Raw genomic sequence first — 21,078 nt, forward strand, 5'->3', positions numbered from 1 at the left:
GATTTATCAAGTATTTCCTTTTAAAACTTTTTCAACAGTTTCCCCTATTATTGATGGGTTTTTAACAGTGATAACGCCAGCTGATTCTAAGGCTTTGTACTTTTCTGCAGCTGTTCCTTTTCCTCCAGCTATTATAGCTCCCGCATGTCCCATTCTTTTTCCTGGTGGTGCTGTAACTCCTGCTATGTAAGCCACAACTGGTTTTTTAACGTAAGATTTTATAAATTCTGCTGCTTCTTCTTCTGCTGTTCCACCAATTTCTCCAATCATAACGATAGCTTCTGTCTCTGGGTCGTCTTGAAACCATTTTAGTACATCTGCAAAAACTGTTCCCGGTATAGGGTCCCCCCCTATTCCTACTGCTGTTGACTGTCCTATTCCTCTTGTTGTAAGCTGGTAAGCAGCTTCATAGGTAAGTGTTCCACTTCTTGATACTATTCCAACGTTTCCTTTTTTAAATATATGTCCTGGCATTATGCCTATTTTAGCTTCTTCTGGAGTTATAACGCCGGGACAGTTTGGTCCTATTAAAACTGTGTCTGGATAGTACTTTTTAATGTACTGCTTAACTGGAAGCATATCGTTTACAGGTATTCCTTCTGTTATACAGATAACAGTTTTTATTCCTGCGTCTACAGCTTCTAATATTGCATCTGCTGCAAATGGTGGTGGTACGAAGATTAAAGAGCAATCAGCTCCCGTTTCTGATACTGCTTCTTTTACTGTATCAAAAACTGGAATTCCTTCTACATTTTCTCCTTTTTTTCCCGGTGTAACACCTGCTACTACTTGAGTTCCATATGCTTTACACTGTGTAGCGTGAAAAGACCCTTCTCTTCCTGTTATTCCTTGTACTACTACTTTTGTATTTTTATTTACTAAAACGCTCATTTTAACCTCCTTGTTTAAATTATTTTAGACATATCTAAATTAATCTTACATTTTTGTAAGTCTACTTGATAAACTCCTTCAAAACCTTCAAAATCTTTTTTGTAAACATCTCCTTCAAGTTTGTAAACTCTAACTTTTTTCAACCCTTGAGGATAAACCAAAATGTAATACTTAACCTTTTCTCGTTGATATAACTCATATTTAATACGCTCATCCATTTTTACAGATGATGGTGAAACAATTTCAAATATGACATCTGGCACTAATGTTAATCTATCTTCAAGTTTTTGGCATACTATAACAGCATCAGGTCTAACTACTGTGTCTTGAGATATGTAATAATCTATATCAGCAAGTACCTCACATTCATTAGAACATTCTTCTAAGCTATTTCTAACTTGATAAATTATGTTAGTCAACACTCTTTGATGAATAATAGAAGGAGAAGCAAGGGCGTAAGGAATACCTTCTATGAGTTCCCAGTCTCCTTCCCATTTATCTCTCTCTTCAACCGTGTAGTAAGGAAGGTATTTATCTGTGAAATATCCCATTTTTTACCCTTTGTTTGCAGCTTCCACTGCTTTTAAAGCTCCTTCCCACATTGTATCAGCAGTTATAAGTGGTAAACCTGACTCTTGGAGCATCTTTTTACCTAATTCTACGTTTGTTCCTTCCATTCTTACTATAACAGGAACATTTATAGATACTTCTTTTGCAGCTGTAATGATACCTTCTGCAAGTCTATCACATCTTAAGATTCCACCGAAGATGTTTATAAAGATTGCTTTTACGTTAGGGTCAGAGAGTATTATTTTAAATGCGTTTGCTATTTGTGTTGCGTTTGCAGACCCGCCTACATCAAGGAAGTTAGCTGGCTCTCCTCCTGCCAACTTAATTGTGTCCATTGTTGACATTGCAAGTCCTGCACCGTTAACCATACAAGCGATGTTTCCATCAAGTTTTATGTAATTAAGGTTAAACTTTTTAGCTTCTACTTCTAACGATGATATTTGGGTTGGATCATCCATCTCCATTATTTCTGGATGCCTAAACAGTCCGTTATCGTCAAAATCTATTTTTGCGTCTAAAATTACTAAATTACCATCTTTTGTAAGTACTAACGGGTTGATTTCTACCATTGAAGCGTCAAGCTCTATATAAATTTTGTATAAAGTCATGAATAAGTTAGCTGCTTTGTTTAAAAGATTTTTAGGAAGTCCTAACTTTAAGGCTAACTCTCTTGCGTGATAACTTCTAAGTCCTATAAAAGGTTCTATTGTATGGGTTATTATAGCTTCTGGGTTTGTTGCTGCAACTTCTTCTATTTCCATTCCACCTGCAGCTGAAACCATTATTATAGGCTTTGATTTACTTCTATCTAATGTAATTGCTACGTAATATTCTTTATCAATAGCTGTTCCTTCTTCGATGTATAATCTGCTTACTGGTAAACCTTCAGGACCTGTTTGGAACGTAGCTAACCTTTTTCCTAAAAGCTGAGATGCTATCTCTTGAACTTCTTCTATAGATTTTGCAAGTTTTACGCCTCCAGCTTTACCTCTTCCTCCTGCGTGGATTTGAGCTTTTACAACTACTGGCCAAGTTCCAAGCTCTTCAGCTGCTTCTACCGCTTCTTTTACATCAAAAGCTGGATAACCTCTTGGCACTGGAAGACCATACTTTCTAAAAATCTCTTTTGCCTGATGCTCGTGTACTTTCATCTGTTAACCTCCTGCTGTTATATTACTAATTTTCTGTATTTTTTTTGCCCTTCTTCAAAAACATCACCACCGTAAATATCGTTTGCTACAATAACTGGAAAGTTTTCAAAGTAAAGTTTTCTAATAGCTTCAGGTCCTAAATCTTCGTAAGCAACCATCTCAACTTTTGTTATATGTTTTGACAGTAAAGCTGCAGTTCCGCCATACGCTGCAAAATAAACTGCTTTATACTTTTTCAAAGCTTCTTTTACTTCAGATCCTCTCCATCCTTTTCCTATTGTTCCTTTTAGACCAAGCTCTAAAAGTTTAGGAGTATATTTATCCATTCTATAGGCTGTAGTAGGTCCAGCTGAGCCTATAACCTGTCCGGGCTTTGCAGGAGTAGGTCCAACGTAGTATATAATCTGACCTTTGATATCAAAAGGTAGTTTTCCAGTTTTTTCGTACTCTTCAAGCATTCTTTTGTGAGCTGCGTCTCTTGCGGTATAAACCCAACCAGTTATTAAAACTTTCTCTCCAGCTCTTAATGTTTCTATCACTTCATCTGTTAAAGGGGTAGTTATTCTTTTTACATCACCCATTTTCTTCTTCCTCTTTTATTAGTTTTTCTATATTCATTTTCAAGTTATCTAAAACTGGAATGTCGTAATTCCAATCAACAATAAGCCATGGTTCATTCGGATGAGCTATCCATACTTTCTTATCCTGAGTAAATATCCATATAACTTTTTTAACTCCTACATTTAATAGATCTTGAGTTTTTTTATGAAAATAGTCTTGTGAATTTTCAAACTTTCTCAAGTCTGCTTTTGTATCTACTTCTATTACTAATTCAGGAGGAACGGGAATAAGTTTATTTTCTTTTAAATACGGTTTTATCTTTTCTTTTTCCCAAATTGCTATATCAAGGTTATACCAACTTTTTTTAGCAAACTTAAATCCTACTTCGTTTGAAAGAACTTCGTATTGTTTATTTAAACCTTTGAGTAAGAACTTTAAAATAATCTTTATCAACCATGCCTGTAATCCACTACTTCCCATAACCGCCTCTAATGAAATTTCTCCTTTTAGCACTTTATCATAGTCCTTGTAATAAATAGGGGAGCCATAACGCATCTCGTATATAAGAGCTCTGGGAATTCCTGTTTTTTTCTTATTTAAAAGTTTCTTTTTTGTAGAAACTTCCATTAAATTTCTATCTCCTTATGTCTTGCTGCGTGGCATTGAATATTAACAGCAACAGGTAAAGATGCTATATGGCAAGGTGCAATTTCTATCTTAACATCTACAGCTGTAGTAGTTCCACCAAATCCTAATGGTCCTACACCAAGTTGATTGGCAAGGTTTAAAAGTTCTTCTTCTAATGCCGCTATTCTTGGGTCGGGATGTCTTTCTCCTATGTGTCTAAAAAGTGCTTTTTTTGCAAGCACTGCAGAGTAGTCAAAAGTTCCGCCTATTCCAACTCCTACTGTAAATGGTGGACAGGCGTTTGGTCCTGCATTTGCTATAGTCTGTAAAACAAACTTTTTAACTCCTTCAAGACCATCAGCAGGTTTTAACATTGCTTGCTTACTTTGATTTTCAGAACCTCCACCTTTTGCTGCAAATTTTATCTTTATTTTATCTCCTTCTACAATATCAAAGTATATTAAGGCAGGTGTGTTATCTTGAGTATTTTTTCTATCAAAAATAGGGTCGTATGCCAGAGAAGCTCTTAAATAGCCTTCTTTTGTTGCTCTTCTTACTCCTTCGTTTATAGCCTCCCTTAGACTTCCACCTACAATTTTTACGTCTTGTCCTACTTCTACAAAGAAAACTGGATAACCTGTATCCTGACAGTATGCAACTTGCTCCTTTTCTGCCACTTCTGCATTTTTAAGTATTTCTTGAAGTATCTCTTTTCCTAGTGGTGATTCTTCTTTTTCTACGGCTACTTTTATCGCCTGAATAAAATCTTGAGGGAGATTATACTCACTGTCCATTACTAAGTTTTTTACTTTTTCTACTATTTCATCAACATGCACTTCTCTCATCTTTTACCTCAAAGTTTTTATATTAATTTTAACTCTTTTATTCTTTCAATGCCTTCTTTTACAGATTTTACTGACTTTTGCCACATCTGTTTTTCTTCTTCTGAAAGATTTATTTTAATAACCTCTTCCCAGCCGTGAGCTCCTACTTTTACCGGTAGTCCTACACAAACATCGTAAGCCTCATAAAATCTTGCATCTTCTCCATCAAGATATACAGAGCAAGGCATAATAGCTTTTTTATCTTTCAAAATAGCTTCAATCATTTGAACCACAGATGCACCCGGAGCATGGTAAGCGGAAGTTCCCATTAGGTTAACAATCTCCCCTCCCCCGAATTTTGTTCTATTTATAAGCTCTTCTAACTTTTCCTTTGTAAATAAATCTTTAAGTGGAGTTCCTCCTACGTTTGATACAGAAAGAAGTGGAACCATATCATCACCGTGTCCACCTATTACAAAACAGTTAATATTTGATATAGATACTTTTAACTCTTGAGATATAAAAGTTTTAAACCTTGCAGTGTCTAAAACTCCTGCCATTCCAATAACTTTATTTTTTGAAAATCCCGTTATTTTTAATGCTGCATAAGTTAAAACATCAACCGGATTAGAAACTACAATAACAACAGCGTTAGGAGCGTAAAGAGCAACTCTCTCTGCGATTACTCTAATAATGTTAACATTTGCGGTTAAAAGGTCATCTCTACTCATTCCCGGTCTTCTTGGAAATCCAGCTGTAATAACGACTATATCTGAATCTTTTAAAGGTTCATATCCTTGCCCATCAGCAGTTACGTTATAGCCTCTAACGTCAACATCTACTCCTATTGCTGCAGCCATCTGTTTTATATCTAAAGCTTTTCCTTTTACGACTTCAAAAGTTTTATCATCTATTTTCCTTGGTAAATCAAAAAGTCTAACGTTTGCAAGTTCTCTTATGGCTATTAAGTTTGCCACGTGTTCACCTACGTTCCCCGCTCCTACTATTGATACTGTAGGTCTTTTATAGTCTGCCATAAAATTCCTCCTTGATGATTTTTGCATACATTAGAATATAACGACATTATAAATTTGTCAATCAAACAGTGTTTGATTTTTATTTAAACAGAAAAATAAAAAAGGGAGCTTTTGCTCCCTTGAATCAAGTTAGGAGGTTATTAGCCGCAGCAGGCTAAAACCTGTATGATACGTTTGCGTATATAAATCTTCCCGGTTCTGGTATTTTAACAGGCACTCCAGATTGAGAAATTCCTCTAAATGGGTCTCTTACATAAGAGAGGTAGTTGTAGTAAAACTTGTCAAATACGTTATCAACACCAACTCCAACAAAAAGTCTGTTAGCATAAGTGTATCCAGCTTTTACGTTCATTATAAACCAGCTTCCTGTTTTTTGCTCTTTTAAATCAGAGTCTACTTTTGATTGTTTTCCAGAGTATATTCCTTCTATTAGTCCGTAAAATGTTCCATCATCGTATTTAACAGCAGCTCTCACTTTTAAAGGTGGCATTTCAACTAAATCACTATCTGTATATATACCTTTTTTACTTGTCTTTTTACCTACTTGATACGCAAGTCCAAGCTCTGCCGATATTTTATCGTTAAATCCATAAACGCCGTTTATATCACCGCCGTATATGGCTGCATCAATGTTTTTATAAGTTGTGTAAGTAGTAGTACCAATTTTATACTGATACAAATAAATGTAATCTTTTAAACTACTGTAAAAGAGATTAGCTCTTATACCTAAATTGTTAACAGGGAAAAACTCTCCACCTAAATCAAGCTCTGTGTTTTTAGTAGGTTTTAAATCTGGATTACCATACCAAGGAGACATTCCTGATAATGCTATAAATCTCTCTTCAGGGTCAGGAGCTCTTACAGTGTGTCCTAATCCTACGTAAACGTTATCTTTTTTGTTAAAGTTATACTTTCCTATTACATATCCAGATAGATAGTTATCACTGTTGGAAAATTTATTACCGTTTTTAGAGATAAATAAATTTCTGTTACTTGCACTCATAGAGTTAGGGTCTGCTTTTGAATAGTTATAATCATACCTTAATCCTGCTGATAAAGTCCATCTATCTATGTTTTTACTACCTTTTACAAATAGTCCTATATCTTTAATGTTAACGTCTGGAATCATACCATTATTTACGTTAGAACCACCATTCTGCACGTTATCGGCAAGCCAGTTTCTTAAATAAGAGTCAAGTCCTACTGTAGCATCAACTCCAAAAAGATTTAAATCTTTAGACAGTTTCCAGCCAAACATTTTAGACTCTGCATAGGTTTTCATACTGTATCCAAGAGCAGGGAAAGGATTAGAAGTAGTTCTGAAGGTATCTCTCATATCGTGTTTTACTTCGTTGTAATAGATACTAAATTTTAATCCTATATCTTTTAATGTAAAATCACCGTTTAACCTATTTGTTCTATCATAAAGAGCATCCATCTTTAAAGCTGGGTATAAAACATTCCTTGCATTTTCAAAAGCGTAAGAAAATTTAATTTCTGCGTTATCGTTAGGTGTTAAAATAGTTTTAAACCAAACCCTGTCTATATTAAACGCTTTATCATTTATGTATTGTGGTTTATATCTTCCCGCAGTTGGTCCAGCAGGTGTAGAATAAACGGCATACTCAGTTAATTTCTTTCCTTCTCCACTTTCATAAGGTTTAGAGTACTGGTTAGAAGCTCCTACTAACACTTTTATAAACTTATTTCCAGCATACCCCCAGCCGTAAAGCGTCCTATAACTCCAGCTTCCATAAGTTCCCCCCAACTCTCCCCCTACTCCTTCTTTGGGGTCTTTTGTCTTAACGTTTACAACAGCTCCCAACGAACCAGCGTTTTCTACATCAAATGGACCTTCTTTAATTGTTATTTTATCTATTTGTGGACTTGAAACGTGAAAAGCAGGTGGGTCCATTCTGTTAGGACATGCACCGTAGATTTTTGAGTTATCAATTAAAACGTTAATGTTATCCTTTGAAAATCCTCTTATGTACAGGTCGTTAGCAATTCCTGCCTTTCTCATGAACCATATTTCTGGATAAAACTCAGACAAAATCTCACCAAGGTCTATCTGCCTTGTAATTTTCGCCTCTTCTTGGGTAAGCTCTTTTTTAGATGCAACTTCTTCCTTAGAAACTTTCTCTTCAACTGTGATTTTTTCAATTCTAATACCTTCTGCCTGTGAATAATACACAATTGCTGTAGTAGACAACAACACTCCTAAAGCCAACCTTTTCATGGCAAACCTCCTTGTTAATTTAACTTAAAAATTATAATTTATTATATAATAAAAATAAACAAATTTTAAACAAAATTGTAAAACTCTTTTAAATAAAAATCATTGATTTAAATCAAAAAATAAATTTAGAAATCTTTTTTAAGAAACTTGAGAAGGGAAAGAGTAATAAAAAGAATATTCCATCCTAAAAGTAAAAATATTGGAAAGAATGGATATTTTTGAATAAATTCAGATAAGATAATCCCTGATACACCCAAAAGTTCAGAAAGACCAAGATTGTAAAAAATATAGATTCTAACTAAATCAAGAGGATTAAACATTATTAAAAATCCAATGAATTTTTCAATAGGATAATCTGAAAAGAAAACAACTATGTAAAAAATCAAAGAATCAAAAATTACCAAAAAGAAAAACCATAAAATCAGTGAAACACCTATTCCAACCACTCTATCGTCATTTAAAATAGCAATAAAATAGCCGATAGAAGTAAATATAAACGTTAATACTATCTGACTAATAAAGTAAATTATAAATTTATCATATATATATCCATAAAAAGCAAAAGGAACTATGCTACCAATTCCAAAAGCTAAAGATAAAGAGAGTGCTACAGAAAAATAGTCAGATAAATATATTATTTTTCTATTTATAGGTTGTGTTAAAAGAACTTCTATAAATTGTCTATTTGAATAGAAATAAGTTAATGAAAAAATTAAACTTATCAAAGGTACTATAATTATATCTATGTTTGTTAAACTAACAACTACTTTGTCAAGATCATCGGAGGATTTTAATAAAACCATTTCTATCAATCCAACCAAAACTGTATAAAAAAGAATCCAAAAACTACGAGTAATATTATAAATTTCGTATTTTAAGAGTTTAACAAACATATTATTGCGTCCTCCAGACTTTCTCTTTGTGTTTTTTCTTTTAAATCTATAATTGTACCCGCAAATGTTAATTTTCCTTCTACCATAAAAACGATATTATCAGCCAATGACTCTATTTCATTAACAATATGGGAAACAAATATTATAGTTTTGCCTTCCTCTTTCTCTTTAGATATTATTTTTTTTAATTTAATAGCCGTAACAGGATCTAAACCGACAGTTGGTTCATCAAATATCAATATATCTGGGTTAAACATTAAAGATAAAATAGCGTTTACTTTTTGTTTAGTACCACCAGATAAATTTTTTATTTTTTTATTTAAATGGGGTATTAAATCCAAAATTTCTATTAACTCACTTAATTTTTTTTCGTTTTTCTTATTTCTAATATCTTGCATCATACTAAAGAATTCTCTGACAGTTACATTTTCAGGGAAATTAGCAATCTGCGGCATATAACCTATCTTTTCTCTGTAGTTATAGTTTTTTTTAATATCTACTCCATCTATATATATTTTCCCTTTTGTGGGTATTACAAGACCAAGAATTGATTTTATCAGTGTTGTTTTTCCACTCCCGTTGGGTCCTATGATAGAAGTTATTTTTCCTTTTTCTATTTCTATATTTATATTTTCTAAAGCAACAAATTTTCCAAATCGTTTTTGTAAATCTTGTATTTTTATCATTTTATCACCTTTAACGATGGTTTATCATCACTTAATGTAGTTGGTGTTAAAGTTGGAACAACTCTTTCGGACAAATCTAACAAATACATGAAAAAACTTTTTAGGAGGATAAATAAAGGTGGATATTTTTCAAATAGATAAGATGATAAAGTAACAGGCTTATAAGGTAAATCTCCAAATCCATCTTTATTCAAATCAAATCCTTCATAACTACTCCAGTAATTTTCCGATAAAACGTTTCCATAATTTTGCCTACTGTTTGTCGTAACATCAAATATATTATTAATAAAATTATTTTTCTTAAAAACATTATTTTCACAATTTGCAAGTAATCTTACAGCAGAACCGTTTTCTTTAAATGTATTTCTTTCAAAATAACTTCGGTTTGAATCTTCCATATAGACACCAATAGTGTTTTTATAAAAAAGATTCTCTTTAAGTTCACTATTTACTATTTCTTTTAACAACAACCCATAGTTGGCAGGTCCTCGGTTATATATATATTTATTTTTATACATTTTTATGTTTTTAGAATACATAACAGCAACACCTGCTCCATTGTTTTTAAAAGTGTTGTTAATATATACATCGTTATCTGAGAACATAAAATGAAGACCGTATCTTAAGTTTTTTTCAGAAAAGTTGTTTTCAATTTTACTATCAAGGACGAATTCAAAGTATATCCCATCTCTATGTCCTTTTACATAATTATTAAAAACGTAAATATTTTTCGAATTCCAAATGTGAATTCCATTTCCAGAAGATCCTTCTGATTTTGCTTGACCTATAATCCTATTTCCTATTAATTTACAATTGTATACACTTGCAAGATACAAAGCAAAAAAATTGTTATAGAATTTATTGTTAGAAATTTCACAATTCCCACTTTCTTCGATCTTCAATCCTGCAATATCATCCACATAACTCATCCCTGAATTTCTAATATCAAAACCTATTATTTTAAAACCGTATACATTTTTAACTGTTATATTTTGATACTTTAATTCTCCATCTATTATTGGATAATCTTCTCCTATTAAAGAAACAGGTTTGTCTAATAATATCTTTTCTTTATAGATACCTTTTTTTACTATTACTTTATCTCCCGGCATAGAAACATCTATTGCATATTGTATACTATCTGTATCACACCCAGATTTACAGACAGTAATCTCATTTCCATATCCTAACATAACCAAAATACAAAAAACAATCAAAGTTAGATTATACCTATACATAACCTTTCTCTATATAAATTTAATGCATATGTAAATGCATATTGCTAAACCTTGGTATATAATCTGTTTGAATTACAACCAAAAGTCCTTCCCAATCATATATTTTACCACCTTTTTCTTTTTGCATCTTTTGTGCATCGTCTAAGGATTTGTATGCTGAAACATTAAGTCCCATAGGACTTCTAAGGTTATCACTTATTAAATAGTAAGCCTTTTCTGCTTCTAAAAATTCATTAGGATTAAGATAGTTTGGAACATATACATGTTTAATACTGTCTTTTTTTGCCAAGTAATCTGCTCCTGCACATTCTATAGAGTCATACTTATAAATTTTACCAGTTTTGGTTATTGTTTCAGCAGCAAATTTTATATCTGTTATTACCATTTTACAGTATTCACATACATCTTTACCCGGAATTACAGGCTCAGGACCTCTTTGTGAGCATGAAAATAGCAGGATAAAATTCATAAAAAAGGCAAATATAAGAACCTTCTTCATTTTTTTCTACCTTCTCTAAAATATAGAAATACAGAGATCCAACCAAGTATTATAGCAATACCAAGTAAAATACCACCAATGTGAGGATAAGAGTAAATATCAAAATTTAAAAAAGGTTTATGTCCGATAAAGGCTGGCTGAAAAGGTTCAACTTTTATAGGCGCGGAAGGGTCCAAATTATGTCCATAATTATACTCCCATATATAAAAATCTACCAAACCAGCAATTCCAAGTATCGTGGTTGTTAATGTCCACATTAAAGCAACAAATTTTTTGTTAATTAAGACAGTTACAAAAGCAAAAAAGATTAAAAATGCACCTATGTATGGCATTATTTTCAATTCCGGAATCAAATTCTCGTCTATGATTGCCATACCTATATAATGATTTAAATCGTTGATAATTTCAATATCATGTTCATGTAATCCACCAATTTTATTTATATAAATAAGCATTCCTAAACCTTCAGGATACTGAGGTGCATAAAATTTTATTATCCATAAAGGAAAAAAATAAACTCCTATAAGTAAGAAACCTGCCAATCCAATCAATATTCTTTTAATCATTTTTAATCCTCCTTGGTTAGTATATATTAACCTAAAATAAAAAAAAAGAAGGGGAAAATTCCCCTTCTTAGATAATTTACTTTCCAGTTGAATATTTTATCTCAGGATTTGTTCCAGCTGGAGATACTCTCACATAGCCTTGCATTTCTTGGTGTAAAGCAGAACAGAAGTCAGTACAGTAGAATGGATATACGCCTGGTTTTTTAGGCTCCCATACCAATGTTTGAGTTTGCCCTGGTTTAACAAGTAATTCTGCGTTATTATTTCCAAGAATAGCAAAACCGTGAGGTATATCCCAATCTTGCTCTAAATTTGTAATATGGAAGTAAACTTTATCTCCAACTTTTACACCTTCTATGTTGTCGGGAGTGAAGTGAGATCTTATCATTGTTAAGTAAACATGAACTTCGTTAGGTCCTTTCCTTACAACTTTTGCATCAGCTTCAGATTTAACTGCTTCTGGGTGTGCATTTGTCTTCAAGTCATAAATTTTTAAAGATCTATTTTTAACTAAATCAGCAGCTATACCTTGAGCATAGTGAGGTTCGCCTATTGTAGGGAAATCAAGGAGCATTTTCATTTTATCTCCACTAATATCAATCAATTGGGCTGATTGGTTTAATTCCGGACCAGTTGGTAAATACCTATCTTTAGTTATTTTATTCATAGCAAGAAGGTATTTACCCCATGGCTTAGCTGAATCTCCACCCGGGATCATTAAATGGCCTATTGAGTAGTAAACAGGTATTCTATCAACCACTTTACAAGCTTTATAGTCGGTTTTAATTACTTCAGATGATACGAAACAAGATGTATAAGCATATCCTTTTCCGTCAAATTCGGTATGTAATGGACCAAGACATGGTTTTGGAACCTCACAATAATTAACAGCTTCATACTTTATAACAGGAATACCATCCACTTCTTTTTCAAACTGTTTATTTTCTATTGCTTTTAACATTTTAGAGAATGAATGAATTGGTAAAACTGTTGCAAGTTTACCACCACCTATTATATATTCTCCGGTTGGATCTACATCAACACCGTGTGGAGATTTAGGAGTAGGCAGGTAATATATAGATCCAGGACAATCTTGTGGAGTTAGCATTTTAACAGATTTAAGTACTTCGGATTTAGCCATATGTTTTGTATGGTCATAAATGTTATGATAATATTCAGCAGGAAAATCTTTTCCTTTTCCTTCTGCAACACACTGTTCAAGTTTTTTCCAGTTAACTGCAGCAATATAATCTTTATCATTTTTAGAAGCGTTTATTTCAAGTAACGTATGTGCCTGTTCTGTATTATAGGATGTAAAGAAACACCAATCATGGGAAGGTCCTTTACCACAGTGTGCAAGGTCATAGTTATATCCCGGTACAAGAAGTTGGAAAGCCAAACTCATATGTCCCTCTTTTGGATCTACTTTTATAAAAGAGATAGTTCCTTTAAAATTTTCTGCATAAGATGCTATAGAAACATCTTTTTGAGATATTGGAACACTAAAACGAGTTGATGCTGTTATATATTCTGTATTTTCTGTCGTAAAGGATGAGGCATGATTACCACCTGAATTAGGTATTTCTATAATTTCTTCAGTTTCAAAAGTATCTAAAGAAATTCTTGCAATTCTTGGGGTGTTATTCGCGTTGATAAAAACCCATCTACCATCGGGAGCACCGTTAGTTTGAGACAATTCTGGATGGTGAGAATCATCCCATGGAACAAATCCCCAAGATGTCATAAGCATAGGCTTTGTTTCTTCTGAATATCCATATCCATTTTCAGGAAACTGTGAAAAAACCGGTATAATTTTTAATAACCTACCAGAAGGTAATCCATAAACTGTAAGCTGTCCAGAAAAACCCCCAGAAACAAATGCGTAAAATTCATCATACTGACCTGGCGGTACATAAACCTTTCTTGCTGCATCTTCTGCACCTGCTCCGGACTGCACCTGTTCCTTTTTTGGACAACCAAAAAGGAATAAAGAGGAGAGGGCTAATATCCCACCTCCTAAAATCAATTTCTTCATGGCACATAAACCTCCTAATGTTAATAGTTAGTATCAATTTACTTTTATAAAAGCAAATTTACCTTGATTTATGTCAAAAATCATAGATTTTATTCAACATTAAATTATTGAAAAATATATATTTTAAATTCATGTTAATTTAACATAACGATAATAATCTTAGGAATCCTTAGTATTACAGTATTTAAAAATGTTATTTATGAGTTAAAAAGTGAATTTCCCACCATAAGGTGGGAGATAAGGATATTATTTTGACTGTTGGTCAATCGATCTTAAATACTCAAGAACTGCTCTTGCTTCTTGCTCTGTAAGGTTTTGAGGTGTCATTTGGGTTAAGTATGTTTCATATAGTGCTTTTGCAACAGGATCTTTTTGAGTCATCTCAACAGGATTAAGGATCATATTCATTATCCATTCTGGTTTCATTGCTAAGGTGACTCCTCTAAGTGCTGGTCCTACATAATTTTCATCGATTTTATGGCACATACTACACTTCATTTTAAATATTTCTTCGCCTTTTTTAACCATCTCTTTGTCTATGGAGGTACTTATTTCAACTTTTTTGATTGGACCAATTCCTATATCCGATGTTGGTGGTTGTGTTTGTGAAGTAGGAGATGTAGAGGGTTGAGATGTTTGTGTTTGTGAAGGTTTTTCGGGTTCTTTTGGTTGTGTTGTTTCTTCTTTCTTTTGGCACGAAAGGAACAAGATAGATGAACATAAAGCACTAATAAGAATTTTTTTCATAGTATACCTCCTGCAAATAATTTTTCAGTGATGATGCATCTTATGTTGGAATCTTGGCAAAAAACCCTCTTTTATTGCGTTTTGTAATTCTTCCCAATTCATTATTTTACCACCATACTCTTTTTGCATTTTCAATGCATCTTCTTTTGTTTTATATGCTGATATATTCATCCCCATTGGGGTTTTTAATTTTTCACTTTGAAGATATACAGCATCTTTAGCATCTAAAAACTCAGAAGGATTTAGATAATTTGGCACTTTCAACTGTTTTATAGTGTCTTTATTTTGAATATAATAGCCTACTGCACATTCAATGGTACAGAATGTTAATTTTTTCCCATCAGCAGTTATTGCCAAACTTCCAACTTTTCCATTTTTTACAGGCATAGAACAAAAGCTACATTTGTCTTTTCCATAGTCAATTAGGATTTTTTCTCCCGCAAAACTTCCTATAACGATGAACATTAAAATTAAGATTAAACTTTTTAGAGTTTTCATGTTTCTCCTCCTGTGAAATAAATTTTAAACTAACTTTAATTCATATAAACTGTTTTTTCATTGATTAATGTCAATTTCCTCTAATTCCTCTTTGATGAATTCGTAAAGTAGTTTTCTATCTATAAATGTTTTGTTTTTTATAATTCCTCTGTCTTTAAACTCTTTTAGCGTTCGAGACAAAGTTTCAGGTGTTAATCCAAGAATTGATGCCAGTTTACTTTTATTAAGTTTTGAGTAAATATCTCCATGACCTATAAGAAATCTAGCAATTTTAATTTTTGCATTTTTCAAAGATTTTTCCTCTGTATAAGAGTAAACGTACTTGATTTCATTAGACATTATTTTTATAATATTTATTAGATTTTTAACGTCATTCATAAATACTTTCCTAAATTGAGAATCTTCTATTACTAAAACTTTACCTTTAGTTTCAAATCTGGCCGAAACATTATACGGAATATTTAAAAAATTACAATATTCCCCTACAAATGAAATTGGTAAAAGATAGTTTACAACTATTTCTTTTCCATCAAACCTTAATTTATGCAGGCTAACCAAACCTTCTAAAAGTATGTAAACATTGATAGAATTGTCGTTTTCCCTAAAAATAACCTCGTTTTTTTCAAAGATTTTTATGTTTCCTATAGTTTTTGCTTTGTCTAAAAATTCATTAATGATTTCCATCATAAAATTATTTTAACATATAAGTTAATATTTTTGGTTAATTTATATTAATACAAATTAATTTCAAGAGGACGGTTTGATAGTTAAAATTTTAAGGTCTGATGGAAACGTAAAGAAAACATTCAATTATGAAATAACAAATATAGAAAAAAGAACAACAATTTTAGAGGTTTTAGATTACATAAAAAACTACTTAGACACAAGTCTATCTTACAGGTCTCAATGTAGGGCTTCTATATGTGGAACTTGTGCTGTAAAAGTAAACGGTAAGCCTGTTTTGGCATGTAAAACAAAAGCTTTAGATTTAGCAGAAAATAACACTTTACAGATAGAACCTGTTGATAACATGGCAATTATTAAAGACTTGGTTGTAGACCAAGACGAGTACCTAAACAAACTAAAAAAAGCAAAAGCGTGGTTAGAGCCTAAAGATAACTTTGAAAAAGTATATCCAGAAGATTTATCTTTGTTTGAAAAAGAGACAGACTGTATCCTGTGTGGAATATGCTACAGCGTTTGCCCTGCATTTCAAAATGATAAAAATTTTGGTGGACCTATTAACTTTGTAAAAATTTTTAGATTTTGGAAAGATAAAAATGATGCTCTTGGCGACATTAGAATTGAGATTGCAAAAGAAAACAACATTACTTCCTGCATACACTGTAAGTACTGTACTTTTTCCTGCCCAAAAGAAATTCCAGTAGAATCAGACATAATGCAGATAGAGTTTTTTGGAAAACAAAAAGGGATTATACAATCACAAGATAACTTCGGATTTAACTTTGGTTTTTAATCGGAAATGTTATACCTTTTTTTATAAAGCATTATAAAAGCATCTATTATCGCGACTATAACAGGAGCTATAAATATTCCTAAAAACCCAAACGCCTTTAAGCCACCTAATATAGCGAAAAACAAAATCATAGGATGAATATCTATCTTACTTCCTACAACTATAGGTCTTATAATGTTATCAACTGTGCTTATCACAAAAGTTCCATATAAGAAAAATAATAATCCTGTAATAAAGCTTTTAGTAGTAAAAAGGTAAATTGAAACAGGAATCCATACTAAAGAAGCTCCTCCAAAAGGTATAAAAGCAGCCAAGAATGTGATAAAAGCAATTATTATTGCGTAATCTACTCCAGCTACTATTAAACCTACTAACGTCGCAACAGCCTGAGCTACTGCAACAAAAACACTTCCTAAGATAACAGCCTGAACTGCTAAGTAAGAATTTTTAAACAGATAATCCTTTTCTTCTTTATCCAATGGTATTACGGAATAAACCAACTTGTAGAGCTTCTCACCGTCTTTAAAAAGAAAGAAAATGTTTAAAATCAAAATAAAAATACCTATGGAAAACAATACTAAGTTTGTTAAAAATCCTTTTGCAATATCAAAAAATGTAGAAGCAAAACCTTTTAGATAATTTATAAAATTTTCGTATAGATTACTATTTACCTTATTAACTAATTCATTTTGAACTTTTAAATATAAATCGTATAAATATGGCACAGATTTTAACTTTTCAACAAAATAGTTTAAATTGGATATATACTCAGATACCAATGGGTATAAGTCTATTATCTCTTTTGTCAAGAAAAACACAATCAAGCTTAAAGGTAGAAGTATAAAAGTTAAAATTATTAAAGTTGATATCAAAGAAGATAAAATATCATTTTTCACCTTCGATTTAATTTTAAGATGAAATGGATAGAAGATTACCACAAAAAGAAGAGATACAAGTATTAATCCTACAAAAGGACTAAATATAATATAACCTAAAAAAAGAAAAAGAAGAAAGGAAATAATAAAAAATATATTTCCTAACTTCTCATAATTAGAAAACAATCAATCTCCTTTTTATTATTCTTCTCCTTTCTTTAAAGCTCCACCAACAAAAGCAATAATACCTGTTAAGATTGTAAAAGCTGTCATAATGATAAACGCTAACCAAGCTTCCATCACACACACCTCCTTGAATATTTACTCAAAATTATAATTCATAATTACTTTTTAAGCAACATTTTTCATAAAATTTAAAGCTTCTTCTACACTTATACCTTCGTGAACTATTTTAGCCAACACAGAAGTTATTAAAGGTACGTTGTCATGCTGGAATATGTTTCTTCCTATAGATAGTCCTGCACATCCAGCTACTACAACAGCATCGTAAACCATTTTTAAAAGAGCTTCATCAGAATCTACTTTAGGACCTCCAGCTATCACAACTGGAACAGGGCATCCTTCCACAACCTCTCTAAAAGATTCAGGGTCTCCTGTGTAAGGAACTTTTACTATGTCAGCTCCCAGCTCTGCTGCTATTCTTGCTATATGAGCTATTGCTTTAGGGTCATAAGGGTTTTTTACTTCTGGACCTCTATAGTACATCATAGCAAGAAGAGGCATCTGCCATTCAAGGCATTTTTTAGATACTTCTCCAAAATCTTTTAACATCTGTTTTTCATCTTCAGCACCTATGTTTACATGTATAGAAACTCCATCAGCTCCTAACTTTATAGCTTCTTCTACAGTGCATACTAAGACTTTATCATTTTTTCTTAAGGATAAATCAGTAGATGCAGACATGTGGATGATAAGACCTAAATCTTTACCTTTACCTCTGTGTCCTGCTTCTACCATACCTTTATGTAGTATTATTGCATTTGCACCACCTTCTGCTATCTTTTGAACTGTTTCTTTTAAGTTTACAATTCCTTTCATTGGACCAGAGCTAACACCATGGTCCATAGGAACTAAAACAGTTTTTCCTGTATCTCTATTTATAAGTCTTTCTAATCTAACTCTCTTACCTATGGACATTTATTCCTCCATGTATGATTTTTTTATTATTATACACTACTTTGAGAGTTTTCTTGTTGATTTGCTAAATTCTTGCTTTGCATTAAAACTTGCTTTTCTTTTTCACAGTTTTGAAGCTGTTTGTTTAGTTTACTTATTTCCATTTTAAACTTAATCCAGTCTCCTATTGTTAAAGTTAAGGCAAATATTGCACCTATAACAGCACTAAAAATAATAACTATAGATAAAGGCATAGGGACGGTTTGGTATCCTGGAATAAGGTTAACACTTACAGAAGTAGTATTCATCGCCACAAAATACGCCACCAACAATAAAATAATCAGCCATATAACGAATCTTATCTTACTCAACATTTTTTAACCCTTCTTTTAATTTGTAATAAATTTCTTTTAAATCTTGTGATATAACTCTAACTTCCCCTAAAACTGGCATAAAGTTTGTGTCTCCGTTCCATCTTGGGACTATGTGATTGTGAATGTGGGTCTCAAGACCTGCTCCTGCTGACCTTCCTATATTATAACCAATGTTAAAACCATCTGGATTAAGTACTTTTTTAAGCAGTTTTACCATTTTTTGAGTTAGCAAAGATATTTCACACATAGTCTCTTTATCTATTTGCGTAAAATCTCCTATATGGTCGTTTGGACATACCATCAAATGCCCTGCATTGTAAGGAAAAAGGTTCATTATAACAAAGGCATTTTTTCCTCTGTAAAGCACAAGATTTTTTTCATCGTCATTTTCTTTAAAAGCTCTACAGAGAAAACATTCATCAGATTTACTAAGACCTTCTATGTACTGAGACCTCCAAGGAGAATACAGCCTTTCCATCTCATAAACCTCCGTTTCATATACAAATTTTTACATTTTGTATGTTTTTAAACTATCTTGTATGGTATAAATTATAACAACAAAAATAAGAGGTAAGCAATGAAAAAGATAGGTGTAATTTTACTCAATATGGGTGGTCCTGATAGCTTAGATGCTATACAGCCATTCTTATACAATCTATTTTCCGACCACGACATTATACAGATACCAAAACCAATACAAAAACCAGTTGCTTTTTTAATATCAAAGATAAGGTCAAAAAAGACAAAAAAATACTATGAAATAATAGGAGGAAAATCTCCTCAAAAGGAACAAACCTTACAGCAAGCTTCAGCTTTACAGGAAGCTCTTGGAGAAGATTACAAGGTAGTTGTTGCAATGAGATATTGGCATCCGTTTACACACGAAGCATTGGAAGAATTATTTAAGTATGATTTAGAGAAAATGATACTGCTACCTCTATACCCTCAATACAGCAGGACAACCACTGGTTCATCTTTTAATGAGTTTGACAGACAGATAAAAAAGTATATAAAAGCAGGAAAATACACCGTCTTATCAACATTAAAAGGTGTAAAAAACTCTTACTACTACCCTTCAAACATTCCCATCAAAAAAATTAACTGTTATTACAACAATCCAGAATATATAAATGCTATGGTAGAAAATATAAAAGAAAATCTGCCAAAAGATTATCAAAAATATTACTTTCTATTTAGTGCCCACAGCCTTCCAGAAAAGATAATTTTAGATGGAGACCCATACAAACATCAGACAGAAGAAACTGTAAAGCTGATAATGGAAAACTTTAAAGGGGTTAGCTACTCTCTGGCGTATCAGTCTAAAGTTGGACCAGTAAAGTGGTTAGAGCCTTTTACAGACCAAGAAATAGAAAGGTTAGCAAAAGAAGGAGTAAAAAATTTAGTTGTAATACCTGTAAGCTTTGTTTCCGAACATTCTGAAACGCTGTATGAACTTGATTATCAGTACGGCAACCTTGCCAAAGAATTAGGCATAGAAAACTATATAAGAATTCCAACCCTAAAAACCCACCCTAAATTTATACAAACATTAAAAAATTTAGTTTTACAGTGTGGTTAAAAACTAAATATTAAACTAATACGATGTTATAAAAGTTTATAAATAGTATTTTTAGTAAATTATGAAAAACAAGTGCAAGTTCTTAAAAATTTTAATATAATATTTATTCATTAAAATGAAAAAATGAACTATGGGAGGTTAAAAAAATGTTAAAAGGATTCAAAGAGTTCATTATGCGTGGGAATGTTCTGGACTTGGCAGTAGCAGTAATTATAGGTGCAGCTTTCAACAAAATTGTTGAATCGATGGTTGCAGACGTTTTAACTCCATTAATAGGAGCTTTATTTGGAGCTCCAGACTTTTCAGCAATCAAATTAGGACCGATAGCGTTAGGTAAATTCATCAACGCAGTAGTTAACTTTCTAATCGTAGCAGGAGCAATATACTTCTTTGTAGTAGTTCCTATGAATGCTATTAAACAAAGAAGAGAGAAAGAACAAGAACAAACACCTCCTCCACCACCTGAGCCATCAGAAGAAGTAAAGCTTTTAAGAGAAATATTAGAAGAATTAAGAAAGAAATAAAAAGGAATAATATATCCAAGTTTTTTTATACAGGTTGTTACCCACTAAAA

Annotated in this window: 24 protein-coding genes; 3 read left to right on the forward strand and 21 right to left on the reverse strand. The window is 32.2% G+C overall.

Features of this window, described 5'->3' with window-relative positions:
- Nucleotides 1-6: 6 nt before the first annotated feature.
- The 17 genes from sucD to Q385_RS0101955 form a co-directional block, all read right to left on the reverse strand.
- The gene (gene sucD, locus Q385_RS0101875) at nt 7-891 is read right to left on the reverse strand and encodes a succinate--CoA ligase subunit alpha (RefSeq protein WP_028950038.1); all 885 of its coding nucleotides are present in this window, start codon (nt 889-891) and stop codon (nt 7-9) included.
- A 14-nt stretch (nt 892-905) separates the two neighbouring features.
- On the reverse strand, nt 906-1,442 hold the full coding sequence (locus Q385_RS0101880) for a Uma2 family endonuclease (protein ID WP_028950039.1): 537 nt from the start codon (nt 1,440-1,442) through the stop codon (nt 906-908).
- Nucleotides 1,443-1,445: 3 nt separating this feature from the next.
- Entirely contained in the window at nt 1,446-2,612 is a 1,167-nt protein-coding gene (gene sucC / locus Q385_RS0101885; RefSeq protein WP_028950040.1) for an ADP-forming succinate--CoA ligase subunit beta, read from the reverse strand.
- Between the two features lie 17 nt (nt 2,613-2,629).
- Nucleotides 2,630-3,193 carry a Fe-S-containing hydro-lyase gene (locus tag Q385_RS0101890; protein ID WP_028950041.1) on the reverse strand — a complete coding sequence of 188 codons (564 nt, stop codon included), beginning with the start codon at nt 3,191-3,193 and terminating at the stop codon, nt 2,630-2,632.
- Nucleotides 3,186-3,800 carry a PDDEXK family nuclease gene (locus Q385_RS0101895; protein WP_028950042.1) on the reverse strand — a complete coding sequence of 205 codons (615 nt, stop codon included), beginning with the start codon at nt 3,798-3,800 and terminating at the stop codon, nt 3,186-3,188. Before Q385_RS0101895 ends, Q385_RS0101890 begins: the two co-directional genes overlap by 8 nt.
- Complete coding sequence (locus tag Q385_RS0101900; protein ID WP_028950043.1) at nt 3,800-4,645, reverse strand: fumarate hydratase; 846 nt, start codon at nt 4,643-4,645, stop codon at nt 3,800-3,802. The genes Q385_RS0101895 and Q385_RS0101900 overlap by 1 nt, the downstream gene beginning before the upstream one ends.
- A gap of 17 nt (nt 4,646-4,662) precedes the next feature.
- A complete protein-coding gene (locus tag Q385_RS0101905) occupies nt 4,663-5,661 on the reverse strand; it encodes a malate dehydrogenase (protein WP_028950044.1) in 999 nt (332 codons plus the stop codon).
- A 154-nt stretch (nt 5,662-5,815) separates the two neighbouring features.
- Nucleotides 5,816-7,900: a TonB-dependent receptor gene (locus Q385_RS0101910; protein ID WP_028950045.1), complete on the reverse strand. Its 2,085-nt coding sequence runs from the start codon at nt 7,898-7,900 to the stop codon at nt 5,816-5,818.
- 125 nt (nt 7,901-8,025) lie between these two features.
- Nucleotides 8,026-8,793: an ABC-2 transporter permease gene (locus tag Q385_RS0101915; protein ID WP_028950046.1), complete on the reverse strand. Its 768-nt coding sequence runs from the start codon at nt 8,791-8,793 to the stop codon at nt 8,026-8,028.
- Nucleotides 8,775-9,479 carry an ABC transporter ATP-binding protein gene (locus Q385_RS0101920; protein WP_028950047.1) on the reverse strand — a complete coding sequence of 235 codons (705 nt, stop codon included), beginning with the start codon at nt 9,477-9,479 and terminating at the stop codon, nt 8,775-8,777. The genes Q385_RS0101915 and Q385_RS0101920 overlap by 19 nt, the downstream gene beginning before the upstream one ends.
- Nucleotides 9,476-10,717 carry a nitrous oxide reductase family maturation protein NosD gene (locus Q385_RS0101925; protein WP_028950048.1) on the reverse strand — a complete coding sequence of 414 codons (1,242 nt, stop codon included), beginning with the start codon at nt 10,715-10,717 and terminating at the stop codon, nt 9,476-9,478. The genes Q385_RS0101920 and Q385_RS0101925 overlap by 4 nt, the downstream gene beginning before the upstream one ends.
- A gap of 19 nt (nt 10,718-10,736) precedes the next feature.
- Nucleotides 10,737-11,216 carry a nitrous oxide reductase accessory protein NosL gene (locus tag Q385_RS0101930; protein WP_028950049.1) on the reverse strand — a complete coding sequence of 160 codons (480 nt, stop codon included), beginning with the start codon at nt 11,214-11,216 and terminating at the stop codon, nt 10,737-10,739.
- Complete coding sequence (locus tag Q385_RS0101935; RefSeq protein WP_028950050.1) at nt 11,213-11,782, reverse strand: hypothetical protein; 570 nt, start codon at nt 11,780-11,782, stop codon at nt 11,213-11,215. The genes Q385_RS0101930 and Q385_RS0101935 overlap by 4 nt, the downstream gene beginning before the upstream one ends.
- 76 nt (nt 11,783-11,858) lie before the next feature.
- Nucleotides 11,859-13,817 carry a Sec-dependent nitrous-oxide reductase gene (nosZ, locus tag Q385_RS0101940; RefSeq protein ID WP_028950051.1) on the reverse strand — a complete coding sequence of 653 codons (1,959 nt, stop codon included), beginning with the start codon at nt 13,815-13,817 and terminating at the stop codon, nt 11,859-11,861.
- A 246-nt stretch (nt 13,818-14,063) separates the two neighbouring features.
- Nucleotides 14,064-14,564, reverse strand: coding sequence for a c-type cytochrome (locus Q385_RS0101945; protein ID WP_028950052.1), 501 nt, complete (start codon nt 14,562-14,564; stop codon nt 14,064-14,066).
- 24 nt (nt 14,565-14,588) lie between these two features.
- Nucleotides 14,589-15,062, reverse strand: a complete 474-nt coding sequence (locus Q385_RS0101950; protein WP_028950053.1) for a nitrous oxide reductase accessory protein NosL — start codon at nt 15,060-15,062, stop codon at nt 14,589-14,591.
- 57 nt (nt 15,063-15,119) lie between these two features.
- The gene (locus tag Q385_RS0101955; protein ID WP_028950054.1) at nt 15,120-15,746 is read right to left on the reverse strand and encodes a Crp/Fnr family transcriptional regulator; all 627 of its coding nucleotides are present in this window, start codon (nt 15,744-15,746) and stop codon (nt 15,120-15,122) included.
- Nucleotides 15,747-15,822: 76 nt separating this feature from the next.
- On the opposite strand from Q385_RS0101955, the gene Q385_RS0101960 reads away from it, so the two are divergent.
- Nucleotides 15,823-16,539, forward strand: coding sequence for a succinate dehydrogenase/fumarate reductase iron-sulfur subunit (locus tag Q385_RS0101960; protein ID WP_028950055.1), 717 nt, complete (start codon nt 15,823-15,825; stop codon nt 16,537-16,539).
- On the opposite strand, the gene Q385_RS0101965 is transcribed toward Q385_RS0101960, so the two are convergent.
- The 4 genes from Q385_RS0101965 to Q385_RS0101985 form a co-directional block, all read right to left on the reverse strand.
- Nucleotides 16,536-17,600, reverse strand: a complete 1,065-nt coding sequence (locus Q385_RS0101965; protein WP_028950056.1) for an AI-2E family transporter — start codon at nt 17,598-17,600, stop codon at nt 16,536-16,538. The two genes, Q385_RS0101960 and Q385_RS0101965, sit on opposite strands and share 4 nt — an antisense overlap.
- A gap of 165 nt (nt 17,601-17,765) precedes the next feature.
- The gene (locus Q385_RS0101975; protein WP_028950057.1) at nt 17,766-18,572 is read right to left on the reverse strand and encodes a 2-amino-3,7-dideoxy-D-threo-hept-6-ulosonate synthase; all 807 of its coding nucleotides are present in this window, start codon (nt 18,570-18,572) and stop codon (nt 17,766-17,768) included.
- Nucleotides 18,573-18,601: 29 nt separating this feature from the next.
- Nucleotides 18,602-18,925, reverse strand: a complete 324-nt coding sequence (locus tag Q385_RS0101980; protein ID WP_028950058.1) for a LapA family protein — start codon at nt 18,923-18,925, stop codon at nt 18,602-18,604.
- Nucleotides 18,915-19,403, reverse strand: a complete 489-nt coding sequence (locus tag Q385_RS0101985; RefSeq protein ID WP_028950059.1) for an HIT family protein — start codon at nt 19,401-19,403, stop codon at nt 18,915-18,917. Before Q385_RS0101985 ends, Q385_RS0101980 begins: the two co-directional genes overlap by 11 nt.
- 99 nt (nt 19,404-19,502) lie before the next feature.
- Between Q385_RS0101985 and hemH the strand changes: the two genes are divergently transcribed.
- Nucleotides 19,503-20,504 (forward strand): ferrochelatase, encoded by a 1,002-nt coding sequence (gene hemH, locus Q385_RS0101990; protein WP_028950060.1) that lies wholly within the window; start codon nt 19,503-19,505, stop codon nt 20,502-20,504.
- 146 nt (nt 20,505-20,650) lie between these two features.
- Nucleotides 20,651-21,028, forward strand: a complete 378-nt coding sequence (gene mscL / locus Q385_RS0101995) for a large conductance mechanosensitive channel protein MscL (RefSeq protein ID WP_028950061.1) — start codon at nt 20,651-20,653, stop codon at nt 21,026-21,028.
- Nucleotides 21,029-21,078 lie beyond the last annotated feature (50 nt).

Source organism: Sulfurihydrogenibium subterraneum DSM 15120 (assembly GCF_000619805.1).
GTDB lineage: Bacteria > Aquificota > Aquificia > Aquificales > Hydrogenothermaceae > Sulfurihydrogenibium > Sulfurihydrogenibium subterraneum.

What these genes read in the sequence shown, in the direction of transcription:
- Q385_RS0101890 (WP_028950041.1), bottom strand. Translation starts at nt 3,193, where the DNA reads ATGGGTGATGTAAAAAGAATAACTACCCCTTTAACAGATGAAGTGATA.
- Q385_RS0101915 (WP_028950046.1), bottom strand. Translation starts at nt 8,793, where the DNA reads ATGTTTGTTAAACTCTTAAAATACGAAATTTATAATATTACTCGTAGT.
- Q385_RS0101975 (WP_028950057.1), bottom strand. Translation starts at nt 18,572, where the DNA reads ATGTCCATAGGTAAGAGAGTTAGATTAGAAAGACTTATAAATAGAGAT.
- mscL (WP_028950061.1), top strand. Translation starts at nt 20,651, where the DNA reads ATGTTAAAAGGATTCAAAGAGTTCATTATGCGTGGGAATGTTCTGGAC.
- Q385_RS0101935 (WP_028950050.1), bottom strand. Translation starts at nt 11,782, where the DNA reads ATGATTAAAAGAATATTGATTGGATTGGCAGGTTTCTTACTTATAGGA.
- Q385_RS0101925 (WP_028950048.1), bottom strand. Translation starts at nt 10,717, where the DNA reads ATGTATAGGTATAATCTAACTTTGATTGTTTTTTGTATTTTGGTTATG.
- Q385_RS0101905 (WP_028950044.1), bottom strand. Translation starts at nt 5,661, where the DNA reads ATGGCAGACTATAAAAGACCTACAGTATCAATAGTAGGAGCGGGGAAC.
- Q385_RS0101985 (WP_028950059.1), bottom strand. Translation starts at nt 19,403, where the DNA reads ATGGAAAGGCTGTATTCTCCTTGGAGGTCTCAGTACATAGAAGGTCTT.
- Q385_RS0101945 (WP_028950052.1), bottom strand. Translation starts at nt 14,564, where the DNA reads ATGAAAAAAATTCTTATTAGTGCTTTATGTTCATCTATCTTGTTCCTT.
- Q385_RS0101930 (WP_028950049.1), bottom strand. Translation starts at nt 11,216, where the DNA reads ATGAAGAAGGTTCTTATATTTGCCTTTTTTATGAATTTTATCCTGCTA.
- Q385_RS0101955 (WP_028950054.1), bottom strand. Translation starts at nt 15,746, where the DNA reads ATGGAAATCATTAATGAATTTTTAGACAAAGCAAAAACTATAGGAAAC.
- Q385_RS0101920 (WP_028950047.1), bottom strand. Translation starts at nt 9,479, where the DNA reads ATGATAAAAATACAAGATTTACAAAAACGATTTGGAAAATTTGTTGCT.
- hemH (WP_028950060.1), top strand. Translation starts at nt 19,503, where the DNA reads ATGAAAAAGATAGGTGTAATTTTACTCAATATGGGTGGTCCTGATAGC.
- Q385_RS0101880 (WP_028950039.1), bottom strand. Translation starts at nt 1,442, where the DNA reads ATGGGATATTTCACAGATAAATACCTTCCTTACTACACGGTTGAAGAG.
- Q385_RS0101950 (WP_028950053.1), bottom strand. Translation starts at nt 15,062, where the DNA reads ATGAAAACTCTAAAAAGTTTAATCTTAATTTTAATGTTCATCGTTATA.
- Q385_RS0101900 (WP_028950043.1), bottom strand. Translation starts at nt 4,645, where the DNA reads ATGAGAGAAGTGCATGTTGATGAAATAGTAGAAAAAGTAAAAAACTTA.
- nosZ (WP_028950051.1), bottom strand. Translation starts at nt 13,817, where the DNA reads ATGAAGAAATTGATTTTAGGAGGTGGGATATTAGCCCTCTCCTCTTTA.
- Q385_RS0101910 (WP_028950045.1), bottom strand. Translation starts at nt 7,900, where the DNA reads ATGAAAAGGTTGGCTTTAGGAGTGTTGTTGTCTACTACAGCAATTGTG.
- Q385_RS0101895 (WP_028950042.1), bottom strand. Translation starts at nt 3,800, where the DNA reads ATGGAAGTTTCTACAAAAAAGAAACTTTTAAATAAGAAAAAAACAGGA.
- sucC (WP_028950040.1), bottom strand. Translation starts at nt 2,612, where the DNA reads ATGAAAGTACACGAGCATCAGGCAAAAGAGATTTTTAGAAAGTATGGT.
- Q385_RS0101980 (WP_028950058.1), bottom strand. Translation starts at nt 18,925, where the DNA reads ATGTTGAGTAAGATAAGATTCGTTATATGGCTGATTATTTTATTGTTG.
- sucD (WP_028950038.1), bottom strand. Translation starts at nt 891, where the DNA reads ATGAGCGTTTTAGTAAATAAAAATACAAAAGTAGTAGTACAAGGAATA.